Genomic DNA, 16,675 nt, shown 5'->3' on the forward strand with positions numbered 1-16,675 from the left:
TCGGGGGCGAGGGGGATGCGGTACGGCTCGCCGGTGGGGCTCCCGGGGTGGGGGGACGACCCGCGGAGTCGTACCGCATCGGTGTTCTTCCGGTGCTACTCCTCGCCCGCCAGGGTCAGTCTGCTGAGCCTGTACCCGGCGAACCAGGTCGCCGCGACCGTGACACCCGCGAGGAGCGCCACCGCCGTCGGGAGCGCGACGTCGGAGGTGATCAGGCCGTCGCCGGTGACCTTCTGCGCGAGGGCCAGCGCCCACTGCTGCACGCTCAGGGTCCGCGCGCCGGCGATCAGGGAGCCGAAGAGGGTCTCCCACACCAGGGCGTAGACCAGGCCGATCACCACCGCGTGCCGGCTGATCGTGCCGAGCAGCAGGAACAGCGCGCTGTACGCGATGGAGGCCACCAGGGCCGCCACCGTGTAGGCCACGGCCACCTGCTGGCCGTTGCCGTTGAGGATGAACCCGGCGATGAACGTCGGCACCGCCGAGAAGACCATCGTGACCGCGATCGCCACGATCAGCTTGGTGAAGATGATCGAGGAGCGCTTCACCGGCTTGGAGAGCAGATAGACGATCGAACCGTCGTCGATCTCCGGACCGATCGCTCCCGTCCCGGCGATCACGCCGATCAGCGGAACCATCGTGGCGAGCGCGAAGCCGCCGAGGACGTCGGCCGCGGCCTGGTCGTCCGCACCGCTGAGGACGCGGATCGCCGCCGCGATGAGCAGCAGCATGCCGGGCAGCAGGAAGAGGATCAGGGCCCTGCGGCGGCCGAGGAGGGCCCGGTACGTGAGCCGGGCGACTGTGGGGTTGTACATCGGTCAGACTCCTTTCAGGCCGCGACGAGGTACGAGAAGACGGATTCGAGGGACTCGTCCGAGGGCGAGACCGTCAGGAGACGGATCCCCCGCTCGCGCGCGACCTTCGGCAGCAGCTCCGTGAACCGCCCGAAGTCCACCGCCTGCACGCGCAGACCGCCCTCACCGTGATCGACCTCGATGCCGGCCGTGGACGGGTCGGCGATCAGCGCCGCCGCGAGCGCCCGGTCGTCGCTGGAGCGGATGAGGTAGCGGTGCGGCCGGTCCGTCATCAGCCGGCGGATCTTGCGGAAGTCACCGGATGCCGCGTGGCGTCCGGCCACGATCACCTCGATGTGGGAGGCGAGCTGCTCGACCTCCTCCAGGATGTGCGAGGAGAACAGCACCGTGCGGCCGTCCGCGCCCATCCGCCGCAGCAGGTCCATCAGCTGCATGCGCTGGCGCGGGTCCATGCCGTTGAACGGCTCGTCGAGCAGGAGCACGGACGGCTCGTGGACGAGGGCCGAGGCCATCTTCACGCGCTGCCGCATGCCCTTGCTGTACGTGGAGATCTTGCGGTCCTGGGCGTACTCCATCTCGACCGTGCCGAGGGCCCGCTGGGCCTCCGCGGCACCGAGGCCCTGCAGCTCGGCGTTGGCCAGGACGAACTCGCGGCCCGTGAGGAAGTCGTACATCGCCTCCCGCTCGGGCACGACGCCGATCTCGCGGTAGACCGACTCGTTCCCCCAGATCGTCTTCCCGTCGAGGGTGACGGTGCCGGTGGAGGGGTCGAGGAAGCCGCCCATCATGTTGATCAGGGTGGACTTCCCGGCGCCGTTCGGTCCGAGGAGGCCGGTGACACCCGGGCCCACCGTCATCGTGACGTCGTTCACGGCCACGACGTTTCCGAACCAGCGGGAGACGTGGTCGATGTGGAGCGTGGTCACAGCCCGACCTTTCGGTAGCGGCGCATCAGGATGCCGTACGAGCCGGCGATGAGCGCGAGGACGACCAGCAGATGGACCACGCCGACACCGGCGCCCGGGCCGCCGAGCTCGGGGAACATGGGCGGTGCGCCGAGGAAGGCGGTCTGCACGCCGTCGATGAGGGTGATCGGCGAGAACAGGCCGAGCCACTCGATGGCCCCCGTGTTCTCCGTGGCGTAGGCGATGCCCATGAGCGTCGAGACCGCGCCGTACGAGATGGTCAGGACGCCGATCACGGCGGCGACGCCGAAGCCGCGGCGCGGGGTGAGGGCCGCCATGACCAGGCCGATGCCGCCGAAGAGCAGGGAGAGCAGCGCCACGGAGACGAGTCCCTGGCCGAACATCTTGGTCTGCTCGGCGAAGTCCATCTTGGCGAGCAGCGAGCCGATCCACATGATCAGCAACGGGACCGCCGTGAGGATGAAGAGTGCCGACGCCATCGCGCCGTACTTGGCGAGGACGTAGTCCGCACGCTCGATCGGGCGGGAGAAGTACAGCGGCACGGTCCTGAACCGGAGGTCGCGGGAGACCGACTGCGGGGCCTGCGAGGCCAGGTAGATGCCGATGACGACCTGGAGGAAGATCGCGTACTGCGTGTACTCGATCGTCAGCTTGGACTGCTTGGTGAAGACCGCGATCGCGACGAAGATCAGCGCCGGGACGCACATCACGCCGAAGAGCAGCATCGGCAGCACCTTGGACTTGGCGCTGCGGCCGAGGCCGTACGCGCCGCGCAACGACTGCGAGAACAGCGACCTGCGCGCGTACGCCCGGCCGAGGCGCGGGCCGTCGTACGACCGGTAGCCGATGTTGTGGATCTGCGTCGTGTCGGGAGCGGCCTGGGAGGGCTGGGGGATCTGGGTGCTCATCGGGCCGGCACCTCCTCGGGCTGCGGGGACGCCTCGGGCTTGAAGACCTCGGCGATGTGGTGGCGGCGCTGCTCCATGCGGACGAGACCGAGGCCGAGTCCGGCGACGGTGTCCCGCACGAGGTCGTACGTCTCCTCGCCCGGCGCTTCCAGGAGCAGGATGTGGCCGGCGCCGGGCAGGCCCTCCTCCACGCCCGCGTGGATCGTGACACCCGCCGCGGCGAGGGCGGCGCGGAGCGCCGTCGTGCCGTCGGGGTGGTCGTCGGAGTCGGTGACCTCGACCGCGAGCGTCGTGGTGGTCCGGGTGAAGTCGCTGGTGGAGCTGGAGCGGAGCAGCTTCCCGCCGTCGATGACGACGACGTGGTCGCAGGTGCGCTCCAGCTCGCCGAGGAGGTGCGAGGTGACGAGGACGGAGATGCCGAAGTCGGTCCAGACCCGGCGGATCAGTCCCAGCATCTCGTCCCGGCCGACCGGGTCGAGGCCGTTGGTCGGCTCGTCGAGGAGGACCAGCTTCGGGTCGTGGACCAGCGCCTGGGCGAGCTTCACCCGCTGCTTCATACCGGTCGAGTAGCCGCCCATCGGGCGGTACCGCTCCTCGTAGAGACCCACGTGGCGCAGGGTGTCGGCGGTCCGCTCGCGGGCGGCGGTCGGGGGCAGCCCGGACATCCGCGCCATGTGGACGACGAACTCGGTGGCCGAGACGTCGGGCGGCAGGCAGTCGTGCTCGGGCATGTATCCCACGCGCTCACGGATCTCGGCGCCGGACGTGCTGACGTCCAGGCCGAGGACCTCGGCGCGGCCCTCCGTGGCGGGGGAGAGTCCGAGCAGGATCTTGATCATGGTGGACTTGCCGGCTCCGTTGGCACCCACGAGTCCGGTCACACCGGGTCCGATGTCCAGGGAGAGCCGGTCAAGAGCGGTCACCCGGGGGAACCGCTTGCTGAGGCTTTCGGTCGCGATCACAGTCACGCTTCGACGGTAGTGGCGTGGAACACAGCGGTCGTCAGCCCAACGGCTCGATCCTTGTCCGACTACAGGAGTACAAGCCCGTAGGGGCGTCGCGACCAAAGTCTTTTCCACAGGTCGGGCCGTCGGACTTTTCCACAGCCTCGCGCCCCGACCCCTTGACGTAGCCGCCGGGCATTGTCACATTCATCGATGGCAGGTTACGGACGCGTAGTGCGATCGGGCGCTCACACAGGACGGCGGGTGGCATGGCCTCGGCAGTGACAGGGGAACTCTCCGCGGAGCTGCGGGGGTTCAGGGAAGTACAGCGGCTCTCCTACGCATGCGCGGAAGCCGTCGCGGCGCAGCTCAAACCCGGCGTGACCGAGCGCGAGGCGGCGCGGATGCAGCGGGAGTGGCTGTACGAGCGGGGGGTGCGGGACTGGTTCCACCGGCCGTTCGCCTGGTTCGGCGACCGCACCGCCTTCGTGGACTTCAAGGTCCCGCTGCAGTTCTTCCCGACGAACCGGCGCCTGGAGCCGGGGATGCCGTTCATCCTCGACATGGCACCGGTCCACAAGGGCTACACGGCCGACATCGGCTACAGCGGCTGCCTGGGGCTCGACCCCCTGCACGACAAGCTGCTCGCCGACCTCAGGGACCACCGCGAGCTGATCCTGCGCGAGGTGCGCGAGCGCCGCACGCTCCGCGAGATCTACGAGGACGTGGACCGGCTCATGGTCCGCCAGGGATACGCGAACCGGCACCGTGCCTATCCCTTCGGCGTCATCGCCCACAAGATCGACCGGGTGAAGGAGCGCCGCTGGTCCCCGACGCTCTTCGGCTTCGGCACCCAGGCCCTCAAGGGCCTCGCGAGCGACGCCCTGCACGGCCACCGGGACGGCTGGTCGCCGCTCTGGTCGCCGTACACGTTCTCCGACCACCCGCCGAAGCCCGGCCTGTGGGCGGTCGAGCCGCACCTCGGATTCCGGGGGACGGGCGCGAAGTTCGAGGAGATCCTGGTCGTCACCGACTCCCGGGACCCCGAGCAGAGCGCGTTCTGGCTGGACGACGATCTGCCGCACGTGCGGCGCTGGAACGAGGGGACGGTCTGATGGCAGGGCGCGGCGACACGACGACGGAGCCGGCAGGATCGGCGGGGCTCAAGGGCGCGCGGGAGCGCCGGGTCAGGACCGGCGGGATCGAGCTGTGCGTGGCCGAGCTCGGCGAGACGGACCGGCCGACGGTCCTCCTCGTGCACGGCTACCCGGACTCCAAGGAGGTGTGGTCGGAGGTCGCGACCCGGCTCGCCGAGGAGTTCCACGTGGTCCTGTACGACGTCCGGGGCCACGGCCGCTCGACGGCGCCGGCCCCGCTGCGCGGCGGCTTCACCCTGGAGAAGCTGACGGACGACTTCCTCGCGGTCGCCGACGCCGTCAGCCCGGACCGGCCGGTCCACCTCGTCGGCCACGACTGGGGCTCGGTGCAGTCCTGGGAGTTCGTGACCGTCCGGCGCACCGAGGGCAGGATCGCCTCCTTCACCTCGATGTCGGGGCCGTCCCTCGACCACTTCGGGCACTGGATCAAGCAGCGGATGGCCCGGCCCACCCCGCGCCGGGTCGGCCAGCTCCTCGGCCAGGGCGCCAAATCCTGGTACGTGTACATGCTGCACACGCCCGTCCTTCCCGAGCTCGCCTGGCGCGGCCCCCTCGGCAAGCGCTGGCCGAGGATCCTGGAGCGGATGGAGAAGGTGCCGGCCGGCGACTACCCGACGCCCTCACTGCCGGGCGACGCGGCGCACGGCGCCTGGCTCTACCGGGACAACGTCCGCGCCCGGCTCCGGCGGCCGCGCCCCGACGCGTACGCGCACGCGCCCGTGCAGCTGATCACGCCGACCGGTGACGCCTTCCTCTCCGAGCGGCTCTACGACGACCTGGGCACCTGGGTGCCGGACCTGACCCGGCGCACGCTGCCCGCGAAGCACTGGGTGCCGCGCACCCGGCCGGACCAGCTGTCCGCCTGGATCGGCGCGTTCGTCCGGGCCAACGAGGAGCCGGCGACCAAGGCTCCCGGTTCCCGGACCGTCACGGCCACGGCGGCGAGGAGCGGCGTGAAGCCGGAGTACGCGGAGCGGTTCGGCGGGCAGCTGGTCCTGGTGACCGGGGCGGCCAGCGGCATAGGTCGGGCCACCGCCTTCGCCTTCGCGGAGGCCGGCGCCCGGGTCGTGGCCGTGGACCGGGACACCGAGGGAGCCGTCCGCACGGCCGGGATGGCCCGGCTGATCGGCGCCCCCGAGGCCTGGGGCGAGACCGTCGACGTCGCCGACGAGCAGGCGATGGAGAAGCTGGCGGCGAAGGTGGCGAGCGAGTACGGGACCGTCGACGTGCTGGTCAACAACGCGGGCATCGGGCTCACCGGCTCCTTCTTCGACACGACGAGCGAGGAGTGGAAGCGGGTCCTCGACGTCAACCTGTGGGGTGTGATCCACGGCTGCCGCGTCTTCGGCGCGCAGATGACCGCGCGCGGCCAGGGCGGCCACATCGTGAACACGGCGTCCGCGGCGGCCTTCCAGCCCTCCCGGGCGCTGCCCGCCTACAGCACGTCGAAGGCGGCGGTGCTGATGCTCAGCGAGTGCCTGCGCGCCGAGCTGGCCGGTCAGGGCATCGGGGTCTCCGCGATCTGCCCCGGCATCGTCAACACCAACATCACGGCGACCGCGCGGTTCGCGGGGGTCACGGACGAGGCGGAGGAGAAGCGGCGCCAGAAGAAGGCGTCGAGACTCTACGGCCTGCGGAACTACCCGCCGGAGAAGGTCGCCGACGCGATCCTGGGGGCGGTCCTGCACGACCGGGCCGTCGTGCCGGTGACCCCGGAGGCCCGGGGCGCCCACTTCCTGTCCCGCCTCAGCCCGGGAGCGCTCCGGGCCCTCGCGCGCTGGCAGCCGCCGGCCTAGTCGGACGGGGCGGGCACCGGCCGCCGCCTCGGGGCGGCGGCCGTACGATCCCTCCCAGGAGGGGCCCCGCGCTGGCGGGGTGGAGCGAGCGGTCGGCGGGAGCGGGTTTGTCCGAGCAGTCAGCACAGCCGGAGTACCGGATCGAGGACCTCGCCCATCACAGCGGGGCCACGGTCCGGACGATCCGCGCCTATCAGGACCGCGGCCTGCTGCCCCGCCCGGAGCGGCGGGGCAGGTCGAACGTGTACGGGGACGCGCACCTAGCGCGGCTCCGGCAGATCGCCGATCTCCTCGACCGGGGCTACACCCTGGCCTCGATCAAGGAGCTCCTGGAGGCCTGGGACACCGGGCGGGGGCTCGGCGGGGTGCTCGGTCTCGTCGCGGAGGTCCACGGACCGTGGACGGACGAGGAGGCGGCCCGTATCTCGCGTGCGGAGCTCGACGCCCGCTTCGGCGGCACGCCGGACGAGGAGGCCGTCCGGGAGGCCGTCGAGCTCGGCGTACTGGAGCGGATCCCGGACCGGGAGACGGAGGAGTACCTCGTCCCCAGCCCCCAGGAGCTGGCCGTGGCCGCCGAGTTGTACGCGGCGGGGGTTCCACTGGCGGCGATCACCGGCCACCTGAGGGAACTTCGCGGGCAGGTCGAACACATCGCCTCCCGGTTCCTGGAGTTCACCACCGAGTACGTCTTCGCCCGCTATCTGGAGCACCGGCCGCCGACGGACGCGGACGCGGCGGAGGCGGCGACGATGGTGCGGCGGCTGCGGCCGCTCGCCCAGCAGACCGTGGACGCCGAACTGGCGCGGGCGATGCAGTTGTTGGCCACCCGCCACCTCCAGCTCCAGCTCCAGCTGGCGCCGGACGCGCCGCGGGTGAAGGACGACGAGCCGCGCGCGGTGACCCTTCCGGCCGCGACGGTACGCGCGGTTCAGGAACTGGTCGGCCAGGAGGGCGTCGCGTCCTTCGTCACCGCCGCCACCGAACGAGAGGTGCATAAGAGGGCATTGGATGCTCTTGCTACAAGTCACTCCAGAAAGGAATGACTTACTGAATTCATCCGCAGACCAGGGCTCGTTGTCCACAGAACTGCCACGCTGCTTGTGGATAAGTCGCGTTGGCTGTGGACCAAACCTGCCCACCCGAATTCGATGGCCGGACGATGCCGGCTCCGGCATCCTGACCGGATGACCCGACACCAACCGCCGGACGAGCGCCGCACGGTGAAAGTCTCGAAGTACCTCTCCAAGCATCTGCGCCACCAGCCCGAGCGCATCGGCCTCGTTCTCGACGCCCACGGCTGGACCGGGATCGACGCGCTGCTCACCGCCGCCGCCCGGCACGGCTTCCCGATCACCCGCGAGGAACTCGACCACGTCGTCGCGACCAACGACAAGAAGCGCTTCGCCGTCGAGGGCGGCCGCATCCGCGCCAGCCAGGGCCACACCGTCGGCGTGGACCTCGGCCTGCCGGCCGCCGAACCGCCCGCGTACCTCTACCACGGTACGGTCGCCGCCCGGCTCCCCGCGATCCGGGCGGAGGGGCTGCGCCCGATGGCCCGCCACCATGTGCACCTCTCCCCCGACCGGGAGACCGCGACCCGGGTCGGCGCGCGGCGCGGCCGGCCGGTCGTGCTCAGCGTCGACGCCGGCGCCATGCACCGGGCCGGACACGTCTTCCACGTCAGCGCCAACGGGGTCTGGCTCGCCGACGCCGTCCCGCCGGAGTTCCTTCGCTTCCCGGGCTGAGCTCCTCCCGGACCGAGCCCTTCCCGGACCGACCCTTTCCCGGACCAAGCCTTCCCGGACCGAGCCCTTCCCCGACCGTCCTTCTCCCGGACCGGCCTTCCTCGCCGGGGCTATACTCGCGGCCGCATTCGACATGGTGAGAGGAAGTCCCAGTGGCGGCTCCGACTGCGCTGTACTCGGTGATCGACGGCAAGGAGACCGCCGGGGGCGGCGTCACCCACACCTCGCGGAACCCGGCGCTCCTGAGCGACGTCGTCGCCGAGGTCCGGCTGGCCGACGCGGAGACCTTCCAGGACGCCTGCGCGAGGGCCCGCGAGGCGCAGCGCGCATGGGCACGGGTCCCGGCCCCCGTACGCGGCCAGGTCGTGGGGGCCTTCGGGCGCCTCGTGCAGGAGAACAAGGAAGGCCTCGCCCGGCTGGTCACCCGCGAGGTCGGCAAGACGTACGCCGAAGCGCTCGGCGAGGTCCAGGAGATCATCGACACCTGCGAGTTCTTCCTCGGCGAGGGCAGGCGCCTGTACGGCCACACGGTGCCGTCCGAGATGCCCGACAAGCAGCTGTTCACCTTCCGGACGCCCGTCGGCGTCGCCGTCATCGTGACGGCGGGCAACTTCCCGGTCGCGGTGCCGTCCTGGTACCTGGCGCCGGCCCTGCTGTGCGGCAACGCGGTGGTGTGGAAGCCCGCCGAGTACGCCGCCGCGACCGCGCGCGCCCTGGCCGAACTCGCCTGGCGCGCGGGCGTCCCGGCCGGTGTCCTCAACCTGGTCCACGCCGACGGCGAGACCACGTTCGCCGGGCTCGACGCCGCCCTGTCCCGCGGTCTGGTGGACAAGGTCGGCTTCACGGGCTCGACGGAGGTCGGCCGGCGGATCGGCGAGCTGTGCGGCCGGCACCTGCAGACGCCGTGCCTGGAGCTCGGCGGCAAGAACCCGATGGTCATCACGCCCGACGCGGACCTCGACCTGGCCGTGCAGGCCGCCCTCTTCTCCGGCTACGGCACCGCGGGCCAGCGCTGCACCTCGCTCGGCACCGTCATCGCGCACGAGGACGTGCACGCCGAGTTCGTCCGCCGCTTCACCGAGGCGGTGCGGACCGCGCCGGTGGGCGAGCCGTCCGAGGGCGTCGTCTACGGCCCGCTGCTCGACGAGAAGTTCGCCCGCACCTACGAGACGGCGCTGAGCTGGATCGACGACCACCACACGGTGCTCGGCTCGACCGCGGTCGGCAGGATCACGGCCGAGTCGCCCAGGGAAGGCTTCGTCGGTGACCCCTCGGACGGCCTGTACTACCACCCGGTCCTCGTCGACGGGGTCCGCCCCACGGACCGGATCTTCCTGGAGGAGACCTTCGGTCCGATCGTCGGGGTGACCACGTACCGGACGCTCGACGAGGCGATCGAGCTGGCCAACACCCCGGGGTACGGACTTTCCGCCGCCGTCTGGACCAGCGACCCGGCCACCGCGTTCCGCTTCCGGCAGGGCGTCGGCGCCGGCATGGTCAGTGTCAACAACTCCACCTCGGGCGCGGAGGCCCACCTCCCGTTCGGCGGGAACGGCAAGTCCGGCAACGGCAGCCGCCAGTCCGGCGTGTGGGTGCTCGACCAGTTCACCCGCTGGCAGTCGATGAACTGGGACTTCTCCGGCTCGCTGCAGAAGGCCCAGATGGACGTGGCGACCGTCGAGGCCGACCTGACGTACCGGCTTCCGGCGGAATGGACCGACGGCGCCCGCTAGACGCCGAGGTGCCGAGGCGCCGGCGGAGGGGTCGTACCCCCTCCGCCGGCGCCTCAGCCGTGCCCCTCTCGGCGGCTCCGTCCGTCCGGGCACCCCGTCTCAGCGGCCGCCGTCCGCCCAGTGGCTCTGGACGACCGTCTGCGCATGGCCCACGGTCCAGTCCGGCAGGGCCGCCACGGCCCGCTTCGCGTCCTCCCCGGTCTTCAGGAACACCTGGTCGACCTGGATCTCGACGGGACCCGAGCGTTCCACGGTCACCGTGTGGCCGCCGAAGCGGCCGACGACGTCGATGACCGCCTCGCCGCCCTCGAAGGACCGGCCGCCGACGGAGAGGCCGGGGCCCGTCACCGTGATCCTGATCAGCTCCGCGCGGTGCGCGCCGAGGGTGACCCGGACGGGCGCGGTCGTGCCCTCCGTGTCGAAGGAGACGGTCCCCTCCGGTACGGACACCTTCCGCGCGGTGAGTGCCCCGTCGTCGGCCCGCAGCCCGGTGTCGCGCGCCACCTGGTCGACGACGCCCAGCTTCTGGGGCGTGAGGTGGTCGCGGCCTTCGAGCACGATCCGCGCGTCCCCGCCGCCGGTCCGGCCGCCGGCCTGCTCCTGGAAGAGTTCCACCAGCTTGGGGTGCGCGCTGTCGTACGGCGGGACGAGGCCGACGACGAGGAGGCCGCCGGCGGTGTACGCCGCCAGGACGAGCCAGGACCGGCGCGGCGGCCTGCCCGCGTACACCGCGAACGGCGCGAGGATCAGCGCCAGCGGAAGGGCGACCAGGACGCCCGCCACGGCGAGGACCGCGTCCAGGGGGACGGCGGTCGGCAGCCGGCCCATCATCGGGACCGCGAGCTCGAACAGGTTCCGGGTGAACTGGGCGATCAGCACGAACGACACGAAGGCGCTCACGAGCAGCGGCACCGCGCGCCAGCGGCCCGGCAGCAGCAGGAAACCGCCGACCGACACGACCAGCAGGGCGGACGCGATCCACAGCAGATAGCCGGGTCCGACGCCGAGCCACGCGGTGACCGCCGCGAGCAGGGCGACCGCCCAGGTGTTGCCGAGGAGGGCGGTACGGGCCGCCGCCGGCCGCCCGGTGGCGGCGTCCGGGGCGCGGCGCCGGCGCCTGCGCTCCAGAAGCAGCTGGGGGGCCAGCGCACCGAGGACGACGAGCGGCAGCGTCACCGCGTGGACCAGCCACGGGTGCGCGAACCAGGAGTGGGGGCCGGCGAGGGACTGGGCGACGCCGAGGACGAGGCCCGTGAGCACGGCCGCCGGGAGCCCGAGGAGCGCGGCGCCCGCCGTGGCGGCGACCCGGCCGCGCCGGACGTCCCAGACCCGGCAGGCCCGCCAGGTCAGCGCGGCCAGGGCGAGGAGGAGGGCGAGCGTGCCGGCCTTCGTGAGCAGCGGGTCGAGCGTCACCCACCAGCGCGACAGCACGTCGAAGTAGTAAGGGGCGGGCTTCCGCTCGTCCAGCTCCGCCGGCCCGGTCACGTCGGAGACGAACCGGACGGTCAGGTCGGTGATCGCCTGCGCCGAGCCTTCGCCGATCCCGGCGACCCGGTCGTTCGGCGTGTGATAGCGGTAGCCGTCCTCGAAGAGGGCGTAGTCGAGGCCCGACCAGCCCTGGGCGCGCCAGACCCGGGCGTCGGTGTCGGAGTTGATGAGCCCCGCCTGGAACAGCCACTGGCCGAGGACGGAGCCGTAGGGCCGTTCGGTGTTGCCCGCGAGCTCGATCAGCCGGCCGTCGTCCTCGCCCGCCTGGAAGAGGATGGGCAGTCCGCCGGAGCCGACGGCCTCCAGGTTCAGGAACCAGCGGACGTCCGCCGCCCACGGGTGCCGGGTGAAGGCGTCCGAGCCGGTGAGGCCGACCTCCTCGCCGCCGTTGAACAGGTAGATCACCGTGCGCTCGCGGTCCTGTCCGGCCAGCTGCCGTGCGGCCTGGAGCACCGCGCCGACGCTGATGCCGTCGTCGGCGGCGCCGGGCCCCTCCATCGCCGAGTCGACGTGGACGTTCACCAGGAGGGCGTCGTCGGACTCGCCGGGCTGGCGGGCGATCACGTTCTCGACGTCGTAGTCGATGGCCCGGTCGTGGAAGCGGTACGAGCCGGAGGCCCGCTGCCGCTCCACTTCGAGGCCCGGGATCGCCTCCAGGTCGTGGGAGACGATGTCCAGCGCCTCGGCCAGCTGCGGGCTCGCGGCGACATGCGGGCCGAGGTCCTCGAGCCGCTGGGTGGTGGCCAGTGCGGCGCGGCCGGCCTCCCGGTCGGGCGCGGGGCGGGTCGCCCAGTGCGTCAGCGCGAACGCGACGACCAGGAGCAGGCCCACGACCGCCCAGGTGCCGGCGAACCGCCCCGCGCCGATCCGGGACGTCGGGGCGCCCGCCGGCGGCGGTGCGGACAGGGGCGCGTCGACCGCGCGCGGCCGGGACTTCAGCATGCTCACCGCATGACCCTTTCCATGGTTATTCCGCCGTCTCCGGCGTCTGCCGCATCTCCCGCAGCCACGCGCGCAGTTCGCGTACGACGGTGTCCTCGTGTTCGAGCGTGAGCGCGTGCGCGGCGTCCGGGACCCGGACGAGCCGGGCCTGCGGACAGACGCGCTCGATCTCCTCTGCCATGGCCCGCATGCCGGCGGTGTCCCGGTCGCCGACCAGCACCCGCACCGGGACGTCGAGCTTCTCCAGGCGTCCGGCCGCGGGCTCGGCCTTCACGAAGTCCGGAGTGTCCTTCTGCTGCCGGTAGTTGAGCCGCAGCATGTCGGCGACCGCCTCCCGTACGGCGGCCCGCTCCGGCGCGGGTTCGCGGCCCGGTCCGTCGACGAACAGCCGTACCTCGTGGGCGATCAGCTCCTCGACCGCCCGGGCGGTGTCGGCCGCCTCGGCGGCGTCCCAGGCCTCCTCGGCCGCCTCGACGGCGTCGAACAGCGGGCGTTCGTCGTCCGCGACCGGGCCGTCGAAGCCGGAGATGTCGGGGGCGAGCAGGAACAGTCCGCGGACCCGCTCCGGACGCGCCAGGGCGAAGTCGATCGCGAGCCGCGCCCCCCGGGACTCGCCCACGAGGAACGTGGACTCGAGGCCGTAGGCGTCCAGCACGCTCGCGAGGTCGTCGATGTCGGAGAACTCGCCGTCGAGCGTCGTCGTGGACTCGCCGAAGCAGCGGCAGTCGTAGGCGATGCCGTGCATCTCGTCGGCGAGGGACTCCATCAGCGGGGTCCACATCCGGGCGTGGGCGATGCCCGAGTGGACGAGGACGGCGGAGGGGCCGGCCGGTGTGCCGTCGCTGAGGGTCCGGAGGGAACCACCGGGAACGGTGATGGTGCGCGTTTCCATGTTCATCCTTCGATCGGCTGCTGAATGCGCTGCTGCGTTCGCTGCTGATGGCAGCTGATCACGTACGCGGCGACTTCCTCCGCGTGACTCAGCAGATACATGTGGCCTCCCTGCCACATCCGGGTCGGGCAGTCGCCCTCGGACTGCTGCTCCGCCCAGGCGGCGAGGCCTTCGGCGGGCACGCCGCGGTCGTCGGTGCCGCCCAGGGCGAACACCCGGGCCGACAGCGGCTCTCCGTCGCGGTACCGGTAGCCCATCGCCATCCGGTAGTCGGCGCGGAGACCGGGCATGACGAGTTCGAGCAGGTCCGGCTGCCGGAAGAACTCCTCGGGCGCCACCCCGTGCGAACGGAGACTGGCGAGGATCTCGGCGTCCGTCGGCGCGGGCCTGACCGGCAGGGTCTGCGGAGCCGACATGCCGGACGCCACCAGACAGCGCACGGGGAGCGAGCGCCGCTGGAGCCGGCGGGCCAGTTCGAACGCGACGAGCGAGCCGAAGCTGTGCCCGAACAGGGTGGTCGGCCGCTCGTCCGGGGCGAGTTCGTCGGCCAGGGCGGCGACGAGCACCTCCATGTCCTCCACGGGCGCTTCGAGCATCCGCTGTTCGCGTGCGGGCAGGTCGGGCGCCCACAGCTCCACGTCGGAGGGGAGCCACGCGGTCCAGCTCTCGTAGATCGTCCCGTTGCCGCCCGCGTAGGGGAGGCAGACGATCCGGCTGGTTCCTTCACCGGCGCTGAGCCGTCTGAGCCAGGTCATGACGGCCGGTCAGCTCCGGACGCAGCGCGGACGCATGTCGGTCCACACCTTCTCGATGTGGTCGAGGCACTCCTCCTTGCTGCCGGACGGCCCGTCGGCCGTCCAGCCGGCCGGCAGCTCGCGGTCGCCGCGCCAGATGGAGTACTGCTCCTCGTCGTTGACCACGACGACGTACGGGGTCTCTGTGGTGGTCACGGTCATCGCGCTACCTCTTCGGGTGTGAGGGGGGTGAGGGGAGAAACGGGCTCGGTCGCCGTCGGGAGTCCGCGGACGCGGACGGCGAAGACGGCACTGATCGCGATGCAGGAGAGCGCGATCACGGCCAGGGTCGCGGCGCCGGACGTCGCTTCGAGGGCGATGCCGGCGACCAGGACGGACAGGGGTCTCAGGCTGAACGCGGCGACCTGCGCGGTCGTGGTCACCCGGCCGAGGAGCTCGTCCGGCGTGAGCCGCGCGCGCAACGTGCTGTAGAGGATCGCGGAGAGCGACTCGCCGGCGCCGGCGAGCAGGACGACTCCCAGGGCCAGCGGCAGCGACCTGGTGCCGCTCAGGACGAGCAGCGCGACGCTCCCGAGGACCGTGCCGCCGCACATGACGGCGACGGAGGCCTCCTTGATCCGTGAGGCGAGGACGGCGCCGCCGATCGCCCCGACGGCGTAGACCGCGATGATCGACCCCAGCACGCCGGGCGACCAGCCGAGGTCCTCGCGGATGAAGTACGTCGCGCAGATGATGATCGGCGAGGTGAAGAACGTGATCGCCGCCCAGTAGAGCAGCGCCGCCCGCAGCAGCCGGTGCCCGGCGATGAACCGGAAGCCCTCGAGGACCTGCCGGCGCATCGGCGCGGGCTCGTGCTCCCGCGCGCTCTGCAGAGGGCGGCGGATCAGCATCAGGGTGGCCGCCGACACCGCGAAGGTGAGCGCGTCGACCGCCAGGGTGCCGGTGCCGCCGATGCCGGTGACCAGCAGGCCGGCGAGGGCCGGCCCGACGATGTAGCCGAGCGCGTTGCCGATCGACAGCAGCGAGTTGGCCTCGCCGAGCCGGTCCCTGCCGACGAGCGAGGGCACACAGGACAGGCAGGCCGCCTCGAAGACGGCGTACAGCACACCGATCGGCACGGCGACCGCGTACAGCACCGGCAGCACCGGGAGGCCGAGCACCGCGGCCAGCGGTACCGCGGCGACGAGCAGCGCCCGCCCGATGTCGGACCAGAGCATCATCCGCCGCCGGTCGAAGCGGTCGGCCCACGCGCCCGCGGGGACGCCGATGAGCATCATGGGCAGCGCCGTCAGCATGGCGATCAGGCCCATGTGCAGACCGGAGCCGGTGAGGGCAAGGACCAGCAGCGGCAGGGCGGTCTTGCTCAGCGCGTCGCCGAGCGCCGAGGTGCCCTGGCCGCCCGCGAACAGCAGGAAGTCGCGGTCCCGCAGCAGGTTTTGGCCCGCGGGGGCGGTGGTGCTCCCGGGGGCGGCCGGGCTCACGGAGGGGGCCGTGCTCGCAGGTGTGCTCACCGTCAGGCCCAGTCGTCCCAGTCCTTGGCGCCGGTCACGTTGCGCAGACCGCCCTGGGACTTGAAGTACAGCTGCGCCAGGTAGCGCTCGGGGATGCAGGTCAGCCAGCCGAGGGCGTTGTCCTCGCCGACGATCTGGTGGCTGTACGAGATCGAGGTGTCCATGGCCTCGATGGCGTGCCAGTAGCCGCTGGGGACGTACAGCGTCTCGCCCGGGTTGAGGACGGTCTCCTCCACGACCACGTCCTTGAAGCGGGGGTGGCGCGTCAGGTCGGGCCGGCGGTAGTCGACCTGCGCCATGCCGAACTGGCGGCGGAACGGGCGCGGGTACAGCTTCTCGTGCTGGTCCGGGGAGACGAAGTAGCAGCGCTTCCGGCCGACGACCTGGCTCAGGTACGCGGCGGTCTGCATGCCGTCGCTGTGGAAGGGCGTGACGGTGCCCTTGCTGCCGACGAACATCACGGCCGCGACGCGGGAGGACACGGTCGCGCGCGGGGCGCCCTTGCCGCCGCCGCGGTTGAGGAAGGTCTTGGCGAGGTAGAGGCCGAGCAGCTTGGCCGGGTTGACCGTGCCGGTCCGCCAGTCCGCCTTGAACCGGATGTCGGCCCAGTTCGGCGCCAGGTCGGGGAGGTCGTAGTCCTCCTCAAGACCCGGGAAGTGCTCGACCATCCGGTGGACCGGGTAGGCCCGCAGGTAGAAGGCGCGACCGGGGTCGGTGTTCTTCTCGATCTCGTCGAGCAGGGCGGCCAGCTTCATCCCGCGGAAGCCGCCGACGTTGCCGAGGATCAGCTCGTTGTCGAGCCGCTGGAGGTTGGCGTGGATGTCCAGGTCGCCGAAGTGCTCGCGGAAGTAGTCGAGGTTCCAGCGCTCCATGGCCGGCCAGGAGTCCATCAGGCCGGTGATGACGGCGGGCTTGCGCTTGTACACGTACTCACGCGTGAACTCCTCGCGGGAGGGCGCGTGGATCCGGTCGATCGCGTCGGTCTTCACCGTGGCCTCGGGGAAGATCGTCCCGGCGACGGTCTCGTCCTTCTCGGTGGATTCGATGGTCATGGCGGGTCCTG

At 71.9% G+C, this 16,675-nt stretch carries 15 protein-coding genes; 5 read left to right on the forward strand and 10 right to left on the reverse strand.

Translation table 11 applies throughout. The features are described from left to right. Positions 1-95 precede the first annotated feature (95 nt). Genes ACFVYX_RS05885 through ACFVYX_RS05900 form a run of 4 tightly spaced genes read right to left on the reverse strand, consistent with a single transcriptional unit; the run spans position 96 to position 3,611 of the window. Positions 96-815 (reverse strand): ABC transporter permease, encoded by a 720-nt coding sequence (locus ACFVYX_RS05885; protein WP_389680104.1) that lies wholly within the window; start codon positions 813-815, stop codon positions 96-98. A 14-nt stretch (positions 816-829) separates the two neighbouring features. Continuing rightward, on the reverse strand, positions 830-1,741 hold the full coding sequence (locus ACFVYX_RS05890) for an ABC transporter ATP-binding protein (protein ID WP_389680105.1): 912 nt from the start codon (positions 1,739-1,741) through the stop codon (positions 830-832). Next, complete coding sequence (locus ACFVYX_RS05895) at positions 1,738-2,649, reverse strand: ABC transporter permease (RefSeq protein WP_389680106.1); 912 nt, start codon at positions 2,647-2,649, stop codon at positions 1,738-1,740. The genes ACFVYX_RS05890 and ACFVYX_RS05895 overlap by 4 nt, the downstream gene beginning before the upstream one ends. Then, entirely contained in the window at positions 2,646-3,611 is a 966-nt protein-coding gene (locus ACFVYX_RS05900; RefSeq protein WP_389680584.1) for an ABC transporter ATP-binding protein, read from the reverse strand. Before ACFVYX_RS05900 ends, ACFVYX_RS05895 begins: the two co-directional genes overlap by 4 nt. Before the next feature lie 251 nt (positions 3,612-3,862). On the opposite strand from ACFVYX_RS05900, the gene ACFVYX_RS05905 reads away from it, so the two are divergent. From ACFVYX_RS05905 to ACFVYX_RS05925, 5 genes are all read left to right on the forward strand, one after another. Continuing rightward, complete coding sequence (locus ACFVYX_RS05905) at positions 3,863-4,708, forward strand: M24 family metallopeptidase (protein ID WP_389680107.1); 846 nt, start codon at positions 3,863-3,865, stop codon at positions 4,706-4,708. Further along, a complete protein-coding gene (locus tag ACFVYX_RS05910; protein ID WP_389680109.1) occupies positions 4,708-6,546 on the forward strand; it encodes an SDR family oxidoreductase in 1,839 nt (612 codons plus the stop codon). The genes ACFVYX_RS05905 and ACFVYX_RS05910 overlap by 1 nt, the downstream gene beginning before the upstream one ends. A gap of 107 nt (positions 6,547-6,653) precedes the next feature. Further along, complete coding sequence (locus tag ACFVYX_RS05915; RefSeq protein WP_389680110.1) at positions 6,654-7,589, forward strand: MerR family transcriptional regulator; 936 nt, start codon at positions 6,654-6,656, stop codon at positions 7,587-7,589. 141 nt (positions 7,590-7,730) lie between these two features. Next, entirely contained in the window at positions 7,731-8,291 is a 561-nt protein-coding gene (locus ACFVYX_RS05920) for an RNA 2'-phosphotransferase (RefSeq protein WP_389680111.1), read from the forward strand. 152 nt (positions 8,292-8,443) lie between these two features. Then, complete coding sequence (locus ACFVYX_RS05925; RefSeq protein ID WP_389680112.1) at positions 8,444-10,024, forward strand: aldehyde dehydrogenase family protein; 1,581 nt, start codon at positions 8,444-8,446, stop codon at positions 10,022-10,024. Positions 10,025-10,123: 99 nt separating this feature from the next. Here ACFVYX_RS05925 and ACFVYX_RS05930 read toward each other — a convergent pair whose 3' ends face one another. From ACFVYX_RS05930 to ACFVYX_RS05955, 6 genes are read right to left on the reverse strand one after another with little or no spacing between them, the layout of a single operon-like run. After that, complete coding sequence (locus tag ACFVYX_RS05930; protein ID WP_389680585.1) at positions 10,124-12,454, reverse strand: M28 family peptidase; 2,331 nt, start codon at positions 12,452-12,454, stop codon at positions 10,124-10,126. Positions 12,455-12,479: 25 nt separating this feature from the next. Next, positions 12,480-13,346, reverse strand: a complete 867-nt coding sequence (locus ACFVYX_RS05935) for an alpha/beta fold hydrolase (protein ID WP_389680113.1) — start codon at positions 13,344-13,346, stop codon at positions 12,480-12,482. 2 nt (positions 13,347-13,348) lie between these two features. Further along, positions 13,349-14,101, reverse strand: a complete 753-nt coding sequence (locus ACFVYX_RS05940) for a thioesterase II family protein (protein ID WP_389680114.1) — start codon at positions 14,099-14,101, stop codon at positions 13,349-13,351. A 9-nt stretch (positions 14,102-14,110) separates the two neighbouring features. Beyond that, positions 14,111-14,296 carry an MbtH family protein gene (locus tag ACFVYX_RS05945; protein WP_389680115.1) on the reverse strand — a complete coding sequence of 62 codons (186 nt, stop codon included), beginning with the start codon at positions 14,294-14,296 and terminating at the stop codon, positions 14,111-14,113. Between the two features lie 2 nt (positions 14,297-14,298). Next, positions 14,299-15,582: an MFS transporter gene (locus tag ACFVYX_RS05950; protein ID WP_389680116.1), complete on the reverse strand. Its 1,284-nt coding sequence runs from the start codon at positions 15,580-15,582 to the stop codon at positions 14,299-14,301. Positions 15,583-15,614: 32 nt separating this feature from the next. Next, positions 15,615-16,664: a cupin-like domain-containing protein gene (locus ACFVYX_RS05955; protein WP_389680117.1), complete on the reverse strand. Its 1,050-nt coding sequence runs from the start codon at positions 16,662-16,664 to the stop codon at positions 15,615-15,617. Positions 16,665-16,675: the final 11 nt, after the last annotated feature.

This window comes from Streptomyces sp. NPDC058326 (assembly GCF_042879855.1).
GTDB lineage: Bacteria > Actinomycetota > Actinomycetes > Streptomycetales > Streptomycetaceae > Streptomyces.